Consider the following 13564-nt stretch of genomic DNA (forward strand, 5'->3'; position numbering starts at 1 on the left):
TCAATGACGGAGTACGAGAACGTCTGCGCCCTCGTGCCGACCCGCAACGAGGCCGCGACTATCGGCGACGTCGTGGGCGGCCTCTACGACGTGGGCATCGAGAGCGTTCTCGTCGTGGACGGCCACTCGACGGACGACACGAGAGAGATCGCCGAAGAGCACGGCGCGCGAGTGGTCCAGCAATCGGGCGACGGCAAGGGACAGGCCGTCCGCCAAGGCGTCGCCGAAATCGACGAGGCGTACGTCCTCCTCCTCGACGGCGACATGACGAACCCTCCGGAACAAGCCCCGCGCCTCCTCGACCCGCTCGTTTCAGGGAGCGTAGACCACGTTATCGGCGATCGAACCGCCGACATGCGGTCGGGCGCGATGAGCAAACTGAACCAGGTGGGCAACCGCCTCATCAACGCGGCGTTCCGGCGCATCCACGGCGAGGACTACGGCGACATCCTCTCGGGGTATCGAGCATTTACGAGAGATTCCTTCGATCGGATGTTCCTCTCCGCTGAGGGGTTCGGCATCGAGACGGAGATGGCCGTGGAGTGCGCGCGCCACGGCATCCCGGTCGAGGTCGTGCCGACGACGTACCGCGCGCGGCCGGACGGCTCGGAGACGAACCTCCATCCGATTTCCGATGGCGCGCGCATCATCCTCACGCTCTACAGTCTCGCGAAGACGTCGAATCCGCTGTTCTACTTCGGGAGCATCGGCGCGGGGTTCGGCGCGCTCGGCGCGGCGCTCGCGGGCTACGTTGCGTGGGACTGGTTCGCAAACGGCGTCTCCCACGAGGTCATCGCGCTCGTCTCGGGCGTCAGCGTCCTCTTCGGCCTCCAACTCCTCATGTTCGGGCTGCTCTCGGACTTGGTGGTGACGCTCCACCGCGAGCAGACGCGTCGCCTGGAGCGCCTGCGGGACTGAACTCCAGAAGGCGCTTCAGCTCACGAGGGACTTCAGGCTCTCTAGCCAGAGTTTCGGCCCGCGCTTTCTCGCGCCGTCCACCGCGTGCCGGAGCGCGTCGTCCCCGTCGTTCATCACGCCGCGGCCGTGTCCCGTGAGGATGCGCTCGGGCGAGAATTTGCGGAGGACGCCCGGCGGTTTCACGCGGAGCATCGGGTGGACGCCGATGCGCTCTCTGCCGGTGGTGAAGTAGTCGGCGGTGCCGACGACGTCGCCGACGACGAGCGTCTCGCCGTCGTAGAGCGCGACCTCGTCCCAGCCCGGCCAGTCGACCGTCTGGACGACCTCGTAGTCCGTCCCGGGGAGCGCGCCGCCGACGCGCTCCGTGCGCGTCCCGAAGTCGAGGTCCACCGAGTCGGGGACGTAGACGGGCACGTCGTGGCGGCGCGCGATGGCTTCGCTGTCCCGAGAGTGACGGTCCATCAGGACGACGGCGCCCCTCACGTCGCCGAGGTCCGCGAGGAAGTCGTCCAAGCCGTCGGCGTCCACGGGGTCGATGACCCACACGTCTGCCGGTTCATTCTCGTCCTCGTTTTGGACGACGAGCGCGTGGCTCGCGCGCTGCATCGTCTCGTCCGAGTGGGCGATCCAGCCGACGCCGCCGTCGAATCGGTCGATTACCTCGAAGTCGGTGGCTCGACCGCCTGCTTTCATCGGCATACCCCCACGTACGCCTGCCACCACCAAAAAACGGGGTACGCCTTTGGTTCTCGCCGCGAAATCCGGGGATATGCTCGACGCCCTCGACTCGCTCGCGCTCGAAGTCCACCACCTCGACGACGCGAGCGACTTCTACGAGACACATCTGGGGTTGGACGGCACCCGAACGGACCACGAGGCCCGCTACGAGGTCGGCGACACGACGCTCGTGCTCCGCGAACCCTCGACGGTCCCACGGGGCGGCGTCCACGTCCACTACGCGTTCGCCACTACCGAAGACCGCTACGACGAGTGGTACGACGCCCTCGACGACGACTTCGACCTCGCGGAGTTCGACTTCGGGAGCGCGCGCTCGCTGTACTTCGACGACCCCGACGCCCACTGCGTCGAAATCGGGACCGCGGGACCGGAGGGCGACGACGCCCTCACGGGAATCTTCGAGGTCGTCCTCGAAGTCGAGGACCTCGCCAGCGCCGAAGCGTTCTACCGCGACCTCGGCTTCGAGGTGGTGGACCGCGGCGACGGCCGCGACCGCGTCCGCCTCGCCGGACCCGTCGACCTCGAACTCTGGGAGCCACAGCGCGGCATCGCCGACGCCCGCGGCGGCGTCCACGTCGACCTCGGCTTCCTCGCAGACGACCCGAGCGCGGCCGCCGCCGCGGTCGCGGACCGCGCCTGCGAGGTTGCCGACATCGAGGCCGGCGTCCGCGTTCGCGACCCCGACGGCCACTACCTGACGTTCCACGAGGCGTAAACACGCCGGGCTCGCAGCCGTCGGCCGAAGGTTTGTAGGCGCCTCGCAACGACCGGACGCGCATGGATTACGTGCTGGTCGGGGCGGGAGTCGGTATTGTGGTGGTGTTGCTCGGCGTTCTCGCGCTGTTGCGGCGGCGGTCGTCGGACGCCCGGGCGTCGAAGCGCGCCCACGAGGAAGCACAGGAGCGCGAGCCGCCCGTGGAAATCGGGGAGACCTACGAGTTCGGCGTGACGGAGTTCACGGACCACCACTCCGGGGAGCGCGTCGCCGTCGGGAAGGTGGAGGGATTCGTCGTGTTCACCGAGGACGTTCCGGGGAGCGTCTCCGAGGGCGACGTGATTCGCGCCAAAGTGTTGTCGTTCAACCGCGGCGAGACCTCGGCGGACGCGTCGTTCGTCGGGACGGCCTGAGGCCGCGAAGGAACGTCGGCCGCTCACTCGGTGTCTCGCGCCAGTCCGTCGAGGACGTACTCGGCCGAGGTCCGCGTCGTCGCAAGCGGCACGTCGTGGACGTCACAGATTCGCAACAGCGCGCTGATGTCGGGTTCGTGTGGCTGTGCGGTCAAGGGGTCGCGGAGGAAGACGATGGCGTCCAGTTCGTCCGCGGCGACCTCCGCGCCGATCTGCACGTCGCCGCCGAGGCGCCCGCTCTGCTTGCGCTCGACGTCGAGGCCCGTCTCGTCGGTGATTCGCTGGCCGGTCGTGCCGGTGCCGACGAGGTCGAACCCCGCGAGCAGGTCCTCGTAGGCCCGCACGAGGTCGATCATCTCGGGCTTCTCGTCGTCGTGAGCGATGAGCGCGACGCGCGTCATGGGTAGGCTGACGCGCGGCAGCGAGGAAAGCGTGGGTGGTCGTCACGGAAGTGACGAGCGCGAGGTGACGAACGACATTTGTAGGGGTCGGTCGTAGGCCCGGGCAAGGGGAACCTCTCGTGAACGTGAGCATCGTCGGCAGCGGGTACGTCGGCACGACAATCGCGGCGTGTTTCGCGGACCTCGGCCACGAGGTCGTGAACGTCGACATCGACGAGGACGTGGTGGAGACCATCAACAGCGGCGAGGCGCCCATCCACGAACCGGGTCTGGAAGAACGCATCGCCGAGCACGCGGGCGACCGACTGCGCGCGACGACGGACTACGAGACGGTCCGAGAGACGGACGTGACGTTCCTCGCGCTCCCGACGCCGTCCCGCGAGGACGGCAGCATCGATACGTCCATCATGGAGGCCGGAGCCGAGTCGCTGGGCGAGGCGCTCGCCGGGAAGGACGACCACGTCGTCGTCGTGAAGAGCACCGTCGTTCCGGGGACGACCGACAGCGTGGTCGCGCCCGCCATCGAGCGCGGCGGCTTCGACGGCGCGACGCTCGCGATGAACCCCGAGTTCCTCCGGATGGGGTCGGCCGTCTCGGACTTCCTCGACCCCGACAAGGTCGTCTTCGGCGCGACCAGCGAGGCGGGCTACGAGACGCTCCGCGAGGTGTACGAGCCACTGCTCGCGGACGCTGACGCCGCGGTCGTTGAGACTGACCTGCGGGAGGCAGAGATGATAAAGTACGCGAACAACGCGTTCCTCGCGTCGAAGGTCAGCCTCGTCAACGACCTCGGGAACATCTGCAAGGAGTTCGGCGTCGACGCCTACGAGGTGGCGGACGCCATCGCACACGACGACCGCATCAGCGGCCGGTTCCTGCGCTCCGGCGTGGGATGGGGTGGTAGTTGCTTCCCGAAAGACGTGGCCGCGATAATCGCCGCTGCGAAGTCCGAGGGCTACGACCCGACCGTCCTCGAAGCTGCGGTGGAACTGAACGACGGCCAGCCCGAGCGCTTGCTCGAACTACTGGACGACCACGTCGACGTGGGCGGCGAGCGCGTCGCCGTGCTCGGTCTCTCGTTCAAGCCGGGAACGGACGACATCCGCGGGACGCGTGCGATTCCGGTCATCGACGGCCTGCAGGAGCGCGGCGCCGACGTGGTCGCGTACGACCCGGTGGCGACCGAGAAGATGGCCGAGAAGCGCCCGGACGTCGACTACGCCGACAGCGCGCGAGAAGCCTTGGACGGCGCGTCCGGTGCGGTGGTCGTGACGGACTGGGACGAGTTCGGCGCGCTCGACGACGAGTTCGACGCGATGGCCGAGCGCGTGGTCGTCGACGGCCGGCGCATTGTGGAGCGCCGCGACGGCATCACGTACGAAGGACTGACGTGGTAGTCAGAGCCGGTCGGCGTCGACGCCGACGCCGGGCGGCGCGACGACGAGGAAGTCACGGAAGTGCATGAGGGTGCCGTCGGCGTTCTTGACGTCGCCGGCGAATCCGGCGGCGAGTTCGTTCAGGTCGCCTTCGACGGCGAGCAGGAGGACGTTGCCGTCCTCGATTTCTTGGAGCCACTCGGCGTCGGGCGTGGTACCGTCGAGGACGCCGAGGGTGACGTGGCCCTCGAACTCCTCCGGGAGGTCGATCTCCTCCTCGGCGCTTCGCAGGTCGAGATTGAAGCCGTCGCTCATGCTCGCAGGTGTGGCCCGCGCCGGCAAAAACCTTCCCGACAGAGGGTTTATGCGTCGGGATGGCGTCCGTTCACGTATGCCGAAGGTCATGCTCAGCGAGGAGACGGTGGAGCGACTGGAGGGCCTCCAGGAGGACGACGAGTCCTACGACGAACTCGTCACGGAGCTGTTGAACATCTACGAGGCCGAGGAGTTGACGCTGTTCCACTCGGGCGACGGCTAATTCTCGCTTGGGTCGCGTTCGCGGACGGCGGCGCGACAGACGTCTTCGAAGCGTCCCTCGTCTTCTAAGTGCGCCTGTAGTTCGTCGGCGTATTCGCCCGCGAGTTGCGTCGCTTCTCGTTCCAGTTCTTCGCTGCCGTCGTCGTCGCTGCCGCCGAGGCCGAGTGCGTCCTTGATGCCGCCGACGACGCCGCCCGAGGACGACCCGCCGTTGCCGCCTCCGCCGGCCATCGCGTTCATCTGGTCGTCGACGTTCTGCATCTCCGGGAGGACGTGTTCCAGTTTCGAGGTGTCCGCGGCGATTTCGGCGTTCTCGGGGTCGTCGGGGTTCTCGATTTCGAACTCGACGGCCGTCATCACGAGGCCCCACTGCGGGCGGGAGAGCGAGGAGCCCCGGATTCGGTCGCCGAACTTCTGGTCTACCGCCATGCGGGCACCGACGATGCGGTCCTGCCAGCCGTCACTCATGGCTCCGGGTACGCGGGCGGCGTGCTTGTATGCTGCGACGAAAAAACGAGCGAATCGAGTAGGGGGGCGCGTCCTCAGAAGGCGTCCGTCTCGCCCGTAATCTCCGCGTGGAGTTCCTCGCGGAGCGCGGTGTGGACGTGACAGATGCCCTCGGCGCGCTCGACGACGGCGTCGAACTCGTCGTCGGAGAGGTCGGCTTCCACGAGGATGTGGAAGCGAATCGCGGTGAGGTCGTCGTCCTCGTCGAGGTCACCCTCGACGTCGACGTCGATTCGGCCGAGGTCGTCGAAGCCCTCCTGCTGGCCGCCGACGCGGAACGCGGGGATGAAACAGGACGCGTAGTCGGCGATGAGTGTGGCGTTCGGGTCCGGGCCGTCCTCGCCGGTCGCGTCGATGGTCAGTTCGAAGTCCCCGACGCGGGACCGCGTGGTGTAGCCTTCCTCGGACGTGCTGGTAACTTCGATGGTCATTGCACGCGGACGGAGTCACGCGCGACCCGTAAGCGTTGTTCTTTCGGTGGGGTTCGCCCCGGACGCGCCCCCGTGACGAAACCGGACGCGGGCGGCGTGACGGCGGGGCGCCGTCAGTAGTAGAGCGCGTCCGCGAGGTCGAACGTCTCGTCGCCGTCGAGGACGTGGACGTCGGCCTGACTGCCGGTGGCGTCGACTTCGCGCTCGAAGTCCTCGATTTCGATTTCGATGGGCGGGAAGGTGTCGTAGTGCATCGGGAACGCGATTTCGGCGTCGAGCCAGTCGACGGCGACGGCGGCCTGCCACGGTCCCATGGTGAAGTGGTCGCCGACCGGGACGGCGACGGCGTCGGGTTCGAGGTACGTCGCGACGACGTCACGCATCTCGGTGTGGAGGCTGGTGTCGCCGGCGTGGTAGAACGTCGTGCTCTCGGCGTCCGCGACCTGCGTGGGCTTCGTGTCCGAAATCACGTAGCCAGCGGGCATCCCGGCGGAGGTGCCGTAGCCGGTGTCGATGCCGTTGGAGTGGTCGGCGCGCACCATCGTGACGTAGGCGTCGCCGAGTTCGACGGTGCCGCCGAGGTTCATCCCCGTCGAGTCGTCGATGCCGTACTCGTCGGTGAGGTAGCCCGTGAGTTCGGGCGTGCCGACGAAGTGCGCGCCGCGGTAGCGGTCCACGTCGGCGATGTGGTCCGCGTGCCCGTGCGTGAGCAGGACGTGGTCCGGGTCGAGTTCCTCCGGGTCCGTGTCCGTGTGGGGGTTGTCGAAGAACGGGTCGATGAGCAGGTCCGTTTCGCCGACTGAAACGTGCCACGTCGAGTGTCCGTGCCAAGTGAGTTCCATGCCGTCCGTAACTACTCTCGAATCCCACATAAAACGTGACGGCCGGTTGGTGGCCGCCGCGGGTCGAACCCGGACAGACTCGCGGAGTCCAGCACCGTTAGGTACCCCGGCGGAGTCGGTTCGGGCATGGACACGCGACGACTCGGCACGACGGAATTCGACGTGAGCGAAGTGGGCCTCGGCACGTGGGAAATCGGCGGCGAGTGGGGCGACGTCTCCGAGGACGAGGGCAAGCGCGCCGTCCACGCCGCGCTCGACGCGGGCGTGAACTTCCTCGACACCGCGGACGTGTACGGCGACGGCCGCAGCGAGCGCCTCATCAGTGACGTCCTCGAAGCGCGCGACGAGGAACCGGTAGTCGCGACGAAGGCGGGCCGCCGCCTCGACCCCCACGAGGCGGACCGGTACACGCACGAGAACCTCGAGCGGTTCGTCGACCGCTCGCGGGAGAACCTCGGCGTGGACTCGCTTGACCTCCTGCAACTGCACTGCCCGCCGACGGACGTCTACTACCGGCCCGAGACGTTCGACGCGCTCGCGGCCCTGCAGTCCGCGGGGAAACTCGACCACTACGGCGTGAGCGTCGAGCGCGTCGAGGAGGGCCTGAAGGCAATCGAGTACCCGGGCGTGGAGACCGTCCAAATCATCTTCAATCCGTTCCGGCAGCGCCCCGCCGAGCGCTTCCTCGACGCCGCCGCCGAGGCCGGCGTCGGCGTCATCGTGCGCGTCCCGCTGGCCTCGGGCCTGCTCACGGGGAACATCGACGCGGACGCGGAGTTCCCCGAGAACGACCACCGGAACTTCAACCGCGACGGCGACGCCTTCGACGTCGGCGAGACGTTCGCCGGCGTCCCCCTCGACGACGGCGTGACCGCCGTGGAGGCGCTCCGCGAGCACGTCCCCGACCACCTCACGATGGCGCAGTTCGCGCTCCGGTGGATTCTCGACTTCGAAGCCGTCTCCACCGTGATTCCGGGCTCTACGTCCCCGGAGCACATCGAGGCGAACGTCGCCGCGTCGAACGCCGCGCCGCTCAGCCACGAGGCCCACGGCGCCGTCCGCGACGTCTACGAACTCACCGTCGAGGAGCACGTCCACCAGCGCTGGTAGGAGACTCGGCTTGCCGCACCCGGAACGCTTAGGCGCGACCCACCGGAATCCGGGCTTATGCACCAGATGCGTTTTCGCGACCCGGCGGGGGCTGTCCGAACCGGCGAGTACGACGCCGACGCCGACACCGTCTCGTTCGGCGGGCGAACCTACGACACCGACGAGGTCGACGTGTTGCCGCCCTGTGACCCGTCGAAGGTCGTCTGTGTCGGGCGGAACTACGCGGCCCACGCCGAGGAGCGCGGCGAGGACGTGCCCGACCGCCCGCTGTTGTTCCTGAAGCCGCCGAACGCGCTCGCGGGGCACGGCGACACCGTCGAACTGCCCGCCGAGAAGCGCGTCGAACACGAGGCCGAACTTGCCGTCGTCGTCGGCGAGCAGTGCAAGCACGTCGACGAGGCCGACGCGATGGACGTGGTCGCGGGGTTCGCGTGTGCCGACGACGTGTCGAATCGCACCGACCAGCGCGAGGAACAGAACTGGGTTCGTGGGAAGGCCTTCGACGGCGCGTGCCCGCTCGGTCCGGTGCTCGCGACGCCCGACGAGGTGCCCGAGGACGCGAGCGTGGAACTGCGCGTGAACGGCGAGACGCGCCAGTCCTCGACCACCGAGCGCTTCATCTTCGACGTCCCCGAACTGATTGCGGAGATTACGGCGTTCGTCACCCTCGAACCGGGCGACGTGATTCTCACCGGCACCCCGGAGGGCGTCGGCGAACTCGCCGACGGCGACCGCGTCGAGGTCGAAGTCGAGGGCGTCGGCGTCCTCGAACACGACGTCGAGCGCGCGCCCTGAGAACCGCCGGCGCGCTCCGCGACCGCGCTACGCGCGCACCGTCACGTCGGAGGTGTTGCCCGCGGCCGCTGCGTTCTCCACGAACGAGTCGGCGCCCGCGAACACGACCACCGTCTCGTCGCTGACCGACGCGAGGCGGAACTGCTCCTCGTTGCCCGCGTCGTAGTCCGCGAACGCGTCGCCGAACTCCGTCGCTTCGCTCGCGTCGTCCCACCGGAGCACCCACGCGTAGGCGTCGTTCCCGCTGTCGTCCCGGAAGTAGACGAGGCGGTCCATCCCCCAGCCGGCGGCGGCGTCGGCGGCGCGCTCGAATTCCAACTCGGAGGAGAGCGCGAGGCGCGCGAACAGTTCGCCCTTCGTGCGGCCGCCGCCGAGCACGTCGAACTCGCTCTCGGAGGCGTTCGCTTCGACGGTCAGTTCCTTCGCTCGCTCGCCGTCCGGCGCGTAGCCGTGGAGCAGTTGCTCGGTCGTGCGCGGCGGATTCTCGTAGACGTCGACGACGCCGCTCGCGTCGTCGAGGCGCATCGCGAAGTACCGGGAGCCGTACTCGTAGGGCGCGATGCGGTACCGGACGTACGCCGAGGCGTTCGTCCAGCGCTCGGGAATCGCGGTCTGGTTCAGGGTGACGTTCTGGTACTCGATGCCGTAGCGCTCTTGGACGTACTCGGCGGAGCCCTCGGTCATCGCGCCCTTGAGGAACGCGCGGTTCCGGCGCAGGTCGAGTTCGTCGACGGCCGCGCGGACCGGCAGTTCGGTCTGGAAGACGTGGACGAACTCGTGGGCGAGAATCCGCTGCTGGAACGCCGCGCTCGCGTTCGGGTGGTCGAACAGCGTCACGTCCGTCCCCCGCGTCACCGCGCCCGTGACGACGCCGCCGTCCTCCCCCGCGGACGGGAGCGGTTCGATGCCGACGAGGTTCGTGAAGCCGCTCGTCGAGGCCTGCCCGATACTCCCCCCCTCCGGTGGCTCTTTCACCGCGACGACGGTGTGGGGCCAACTCGGCTGGTCGAGGCCGAGCAAGCGGCCGGTTCGCCGATAGATAGGCGCTACGTCGTAGGGCAGGTCGTCGGTGACGGTGACGAACTCCGTCGACTCGGCGGGGCCATCGTTCGTCCCCGTCGTGTTCGTCTGCGTCGTCGCTTCCGTCGCCCTCTCGGTCGTCGGTGCGTCGGTCGCCGCGTCCCCCGTCGCCGTGTTCGTCGGGGCCTGACAGCCCGCGGTCACGAACAGGACGGCGACTGCCACCCCCAGCACCCGTCGTCGGTCCATGGCGGGTCGAACGACCGCGTCACCGTAAATCCCCGGCAGGGGTCACACCCCCGGAAAACGCAACCCTGAAGTTTAGGCTGGCCTAAGAGGCGCGTCGAATGGAACTGTCTCGGCGCGACGTGCTCGCGGCGCTCGCGGCCAGCGGTGCGGCCGTCGGCGCGGGCGCGACGCTGCTCTCTGGCGGCGACGACACCCCGCTCGGCGACCACGAACTCGACACGCTCGTGGCCGTCGCCGAGGTCGTCTACCCCTCCGAAGTCGAGGGCGTCGAGGAGTTCGTCAGGCAGTACAGCGCGACCCGGGTTCGGGACAGGCCCGACTACGCCGAGGGTGTCGCGGACGCCGTCGCCGCGCTCGACGACTACAGCCGGAACTGGGAGGACGCCGACTTCGCCGCGCTCGACCCCGACACGGCCGACGACACGCTCTCCGGGTTCGACGTGGACGCCGCCGACCCGGACCCGGAGGGCAGCGACCGCGAGCGCGTCCGGTACTACCTCGTGAACGAACTGCTGTACGCGCTGTTCACGACGCCGACCGGGGGCGAACTCGCGGGCATCGAGAACCCGCAGGGATTCCCCGGCGGAACCCAGTCCTACCAGCGAGGGCCGAAATGAACCGCGAGCCATCCGAGCGCGTCGACGTCTGCGTCGTCGGCGCGGGGCCCGCCGGGAGCCTGATGGCGGACCGACTCGCGGAGCGCGGGCACGACGTGGTCGTCCTCGAAGCCGGCCCGCGATTCGATAGCGAGGACCGGGAGCGACGGATGGAACGCGACATCCGGCCCGCGCACGGCCCGGACTCGGTGTGGGAGATGGGCGGCGCCCGCGACGCCTACGAGTCCTCCGGGGAGCGCCACTACCCTCTGAACGCGGCGCGCGTGAAGGGCGTCGGCGGGTCGACGCTCCACTGGCAGGGGATGGTGATGCGCCTCCACGAGCAGGACTTCCGCGTCGAGAGCGAGACGGGCGTCGGCGCCGACTGGCCAATCGCGTACGACGACCTCAAGCCCTACTACGCCGACGCCGAGGACGCGTTCGGCGTCGCGGGCGCGAGCGACAATCCGTTCGCGCCGCCCCGCGAGGAACCACACCCGCTTCCCGCGTTCCCGCCGAGTTACTCGGACTCGCTGTTCGCAGAGGCGTGCGAGGAGTTGGGAATCGCCATGCACTCGGTGCCGAACGCGCGCCTCTCGGAGTCCCGCGACGACCGGAGCGCCTGTGTCGGCTACGGCACCTGCAAGCCGGTGTGTCCGTCGGGCGCGAAGTACGACGCGACGATTCACGTCGAGCGCGCGGAGGAGCGGGGCGTCCACGTCATCGACCGCGCGCCCGTCCAGCGCCTCGAACACGGCGACGCCGGCGAGCGCGTGACGGCCGCCGTCTACGCGACGCCCGAGGGCGAGGAGCACCGACAGGCGGCCCGCGAATTCGTGCTCGCGGCGGGCGGCGTGGAGAACCCCCGGCTCCTCCTGCTCTCGGAGAGCGAGCAGTACCCGGACGGTCTCGCGAACTCCTCGGGGGCGGTCGGGAAGTACTTCATGGACCACCTGTTCGCGGGCGTCGGCGGCACGCTCGACGAGCCGACCCGGCAGAACCACGTCGGCTTCAACACCAGCGAGACTCACCAGTTCTACGACAGACCGGACGACAGCAGGGGCGCCATCAAACTGGAGTTTCTGAACTACGCCGGCCCGTCGCCCGCGGAGATGGCGCTCTCGGGCGACAACTGGGGCGACGAGATGCTGGACCGCATTCGCGCGAACTACGGGACGCACGTCGCGGTGGGCGCGCTCGTGGAGCAGCAGCCACGGAAGGAAAACCGGATTCGCCTCGACCCGGAGACGACCGACGACCACGGGAATCCGGTGCCGGACGTGGTGTGGTCGCTGTCGGACTACGAGCGCCGGACCGTCGAGCGCGCGAACGAGATTCAGCGCCGGATTCTGGACGAACTCGGCGCCGACGTGACGTGGACGGTCGGCCCCGATTCCACGGGGCCGGCCTTCCACCACATGGGGACGACGCGGATGGGCGACGACCCCGCGGATAGCGTGGTGGACGCGCAACTGCGCACGCACGACCTCTCGAATCTCACGGTCGCCTCCTCCAGTGTCTTCCCGACGGGCGGCGCGATGAATCCGACGCTCACCATCGCGGCGCTCGCGCTGAAGGCCGCCGACCACGTGGACGAACGCCTCTGATCCGGCGCCGATACAGAAGCGAATTTCAGTAAGACCGCGTACAGAAATGTAATTCAGATTATGCTTATTGTGGTGGTGGCCGTAGGACTATCTGTGATGAGAGACGCACTCACTGACGCGCCGACCGACGCACACGACCTCCCGACCACCGTCGCGGCGGCGCTCCTGGCCGTGGTCGCGACGTTCGCCGCCGTCGCCGCAGCCACCGCCCCCGGAACGACGGTTACCGTCGCGGCCACCGTCGCCGCCGTGCTCGCCGTTCAACGCGGGCGACGAGCGGTCGCGGCCCGGCGTCGACGCCACAGCCGCGGGCGACACTCGAACCCCGCGACGGCGTAGCCCCCGAACTGCCCGACGCCGCCCGACTTCCCGCGTCGACGCGCTAGAACTGGAGGTGCGACGTGGAACTCGGGCCGTCGTCGTCCCCGTCGTCGTGTTTCGTGCCCTCGTAGAGGAACGTCACGTCCTCGTCCGCGAGGTAGACCTGGCCGTCCTCCACGTCGACGTCCACGGAGACGAGCGTCGTGTCCGCGGCGTCCCCGTTGTCGCAGTACCCCGAGCACGTGTCGAACGTGGAGCCGTGCTTCGGGCAGACGACCTCGCCGTCCCGCGTAATCGCGCCGATGTCTTCGCGGTAGAGCCGTTGGGCTTCGTGCGTACAGCGGTTCACCCACGCCTCCACGGGGGGCTTCTCGTCGTCGTCGCAGGGCACGAGAAACACCTCCTCGTCGTCGTCGTGCTGGTCGCGCACCGTGAACACCCACGACCCCTCGTCGCGGACGGCGTCCACGCTCGTCAGTCGATAGCGACTCGTCATAGGAAGCAGGGAGGGCGGCGCGCAGTTAGTTCTCCCGGTGGTCAGAACCCGCCCGCCGCCAGCACGCCGGCGTCCGCGAGCACGAGCGCCGCGAGGCCGGCGGCGACGTACAGCAGCGTGCTGGCGTCCTCGCCGTCCGCGAGTTTCGAGGACGCGGCCTCGACGACGCCGGTCATCGCGAGCCACAACACGAACATCGCGAGGACGAGATGGCCGTCGCCCGTGCCCGTGAGTCGGTCGCCGGGCACGTAGTCGAACGCCGACAGCATGTAACCCCCCGTGGCGAACAGCAGGAGCGCACTCGACCGGGATACCATGCGGAGCCGCGAGACGAACGTCTCGCGCGCGCTACTCGACAGCGACCCCTGGACCGCGGGGAGCGTCCACGCGGCGAACAGTACGGACCCGGTCACCAGACCGGCGAACAGGATGTGGATAACGTACGCGAGCGTCTCGGGCAGAGCCATGCTCACACCTGAGGACGGAACCGCC

At 68.8% G+C, this 13564-nt stretch carries 19 protein-coding genes; 10 read left to right on the forward strand and 9 right to left on the reverse strand.

Annotated features, from left to right (window positions below):
- The first annotated feature begins 3 nt into the window (after positions 1 to 3).
- Positions 4 to 918 (forward strand): S-layer glycoprotein N-glycosyltransferase AglJ, encoded by a 915-nt coding sequence (aglJ, locus tag LT972_RS06980; RefSeq protein WP_232572480.1) that lies wholly within the window; start codon positions 4 to 6, stop codon positions 916 to 918.
- A gap of 15 nt (positions 919 to 933) precedes the next feature.
- On the opposite strand, the gene LT972_RS06985 is transcribed toward aglJ, so the two are convergent.
- Entirely contained in the window at positions 934 to 1617 is a 684-nt protein-coding gene (locus tag LT972_RS06985; RefSeq protein ID WP_232572481.1) for a hypothetical protein, read from the reverse strand.
- A gap of 70 nt (positions 1618 to 1687) precedes the next feature.
- Between LT972_RS06985 and LT972_RS06990 the strand changes: the two genes are divergently transcribed.
- Both LT972_RS06990 and LT972_RS06995 read left to right on the forward strand, forming a co-directional pair.
- Complete coding sequence (locus LT972_RS06990) at positions 1688 to 2371, forward strand: VOC family protein (protein WP_232572482.1); 684 nt, start codon at positions 1688 to 1690, stop codon at positions 2369 to 2371.
- A 62-nt stretch (positions 2372 to 2433) separates the two neighbouring features.
- Entirely contained in the window at positions 2434 to 2784 is a 351-nt protein-coding gene (locus LT972_RS06995) for a TRAM domain-containing protein (protein WP_232572483.1), read from the forward strand.
- Between the two features lie 23 nt (positions 2785 to 2807).
- Here the strand turns inward: LT972_RS06995 and LT972_RS07000 are convergent, their stop codons facing one another.
- Positions 2808 to 3185 (reverse strand): methylglyoxal synthase, encoded by a 378-nt coding sequence (locus LT972_RS07000; RefSeq protein ID WP_232572484.1) that lies wholly within the window; start codon positions 3183 to 3185, stop codon positions 2808 to 2810.
- Between the two features lie 119 nt (positions 3186 to 3304).
- Between LT972_RS07000 and aglM the strand changes: the two genes are divergently transcribed.
- On the forward strand, positions 3305 to 4582 hold the full coding sequence (aglM, locus tag LT972_RS07005; protein WP_232572485.1) for a UDP-glucose 6-dehydrogenase AglM: 1278 nt from the start codon (positions 3305 to 3307) through the stop codon (positions 4580 to 4582).
- Here aglM and LT972_RS07010 read toward each other — a convergent pair whose 3' ends face one another.
- Positions 4583 to 4876 (reverse strand): DUF5779 family protein, encoded by a 294-nt coding sequence (locus LT972_RS07010; protein WP_232572486.1) that lies wholly within the window; start codon positions 4874 to 4876, stop codon positions 4583 to 4585.
- Between the two features lie 76 nt (positions 4877 to 4952).
- Here LT972_RS07010 and LT972_RS07015 point away from each other — a divergent pair, with 76 nt between their 5' ends.
- Positions 4953 to 5099, forward strand: coding sequence for a DUF7557 family protein (locus LT972_RS07015; RefSeq protein WP_232572487.1), 147 nt, complete (start codon positions 4953 to 4955; stop codon positions 5097 to 5099).
- On the opposite strand, the gene LT972_RS07020 is transcribed toward LT972_RS07015, so the two are convergent.
- The 3 genes from LT972_RS07020 to LT972_RS07030 all read right to left on the reverse strand — a co-directional run bounded on the left by LT972_RS07020 (position 5096) and on the right by LT972_RS07030 (position 6878).
- Positions 5096 to 5566 (reverse strand): DUF5799 family protein, encoded by a 471-nt coding sequence (locus LT972_RS07020; RefSeq protein WP_232572488.1) that lies wholly within the window; start codon positions 5564 to 5566, stop codon positions 5096 to 5098. The two genes, LT972_RS07015 and LT972_RS07020, sit on opposite strands and share 4 nt — an antisense overlap.
- Positions 5567 to 5640: 74 nt before the next feature.
- Complete coding sequence (locus LT972_RS07025) at positions 5641 to 6036, reverse strand: OsmC family protein (protein ID WP_232572489.1); 396 nt, start codon at positions 6034 to 6036, stop codon at positions 5641 to 5643.
- Positions 6037 to 6149: 113 nt separating this feature from the next.
- Positions 6150 to 6878: a metal-dependent hydrolase gene (locus LT972_RS07030; protein WP_232572490.1), complete on the reverse strand. Its 729-nt coding sequence runs from the start codon at positions 6876 to 6878 to the stop codon at positions 6150 to 6152.
- Between the two features lie 126 nt (positions 6879 to 7004).
- On the opposite strand from LT972_RS07030, the gene LT972_RS07035 reads away from it, so the two are divergent.
- Together LT972_RS07035 and LT972_RS07040 are read left to right on the forward strand one after the other, a co-directional pair.
- Positions 7005 to 7988 (forward strand): aldo/keto reductase, encoded by a 984-nt coding sequence (locus tag LT972_RS07035; RefSeq protein WP_232572491.1) that lies wholly within the window; start codon positions 7005 to 7007, stop codon positions 7986 to 7988.
- Between the two features lie 57 nt (positions 7989 to 8045).
- On the forward strand, positions 8046 to 8783 hold the full coding sequence (locus tag LT972_RS07040; protein ID WP_232572492.1) for a fumarylacetoacetate hydrolase family protein: 738 nt from the start codon (positions 8046 to 8048) through the stop codon (positions 8781 to 8783).
- A 27-nt stretch (positions 8784 to 8810) separates the two neighbouring features.
- Here the strand turns inward: LT972_RS07040 and LT972_RS07045 are convergent, their stop codons facing one another.
- Positions 8811 to 10052 (reverse strand): DUF2268 domain-containing protein, encoded by a 1242-nt coding sequence (locus LT972_RS07045; protein ID WP_232572493.1) that lies wholly within the window; start codon positions 10050 to 10052, stop codon positions 8811 to 8813.
- Positions 10053 to 10150: 98 nt separating this feature from the next.
- On the opposite strand from LT972_RS07045, the gene LT972_RS07050 reads away from it, so the two are divergent.
- From LT972_RS07050 to LT972_RS07060, 3 genes are all read left to right on the forward strand, one after another.
- Complete coding sequence (locus LT972_RS07050) at positions 10151 to 10669, forward strand: gluconate 2-dehydrogenase subunit 3 family protein (RefSeq protein ID WP_232572494.1); 519 nt, start codon at positions 10151 to 10153, stop codon at positions 10667 to 10669.
- The gene (locus tag LT972_RS07055) at positions 10666 to 12255 is read left to right on the forward strand and encodes a GMC family oxidoreductase (RefSeq protein WP_232572495.1); all 1590 of its coding nucleotides are present in this window, start codon (positions 10666 to 10668) and stop codon (positions 12253 to 12255) included. Before LT972_RS07050 ends, LT972_RS07055 begins: the two co-directional genes overlap by 4 nt.
- A gap of 96 nt (positions 12256 to 12351) precedes the next feature.
- Positions 12352 to 12594 (forward strand): hypothetical protein, encoded by a 243-nt coding sequence (locus tag LT972_RS07060; RefSeq protein WP_232572496.1) that lies wholly within the window; start codon positions 12352 to 12354, stop codon positions 12592 to 12594.
- A gap of 43 nt (positions 12595 to 12637) precedes the next feature.
- Here the strand turns inward: LT972_RS07060 and LT972_RS07065 are convergent, their stop codons facing one another.
- Positions 12638 to 13072 (reverse strand): Rieske (2Fe-2S) protein, encoded by a 435-nt coding sequence (locus LT972_RS07065; protein ID WP_232572497.1) that lies wholly within the window; start codon positions 13070 to 13072, stop codon positions 12638 to 12640.
- Between the two features lie 41 nt (positions 13073 to 13113).
- Positions 13114 to 13539 (reverse strand): hypothetical protein, encoded by a 426-nt coding sequence (locus LT972_RS07070; protein WP_232572498.1) that lies wholly within the window; start codon positions 13537 to 13539, stop codon positions 13114 to 13116.
- Positions 13540 to 13564: the final 25 nt, after the last annotated feature.

Origin of the sequence: Halobacterium litoreum (assembly GCF_021233415.1) — an archaeon.
GTDB lineage: Archaea > Halobacteriota > Halobacteria > Halobacteriales > Halobacteriaceae > Halobacterium > Halobacterium litoreum.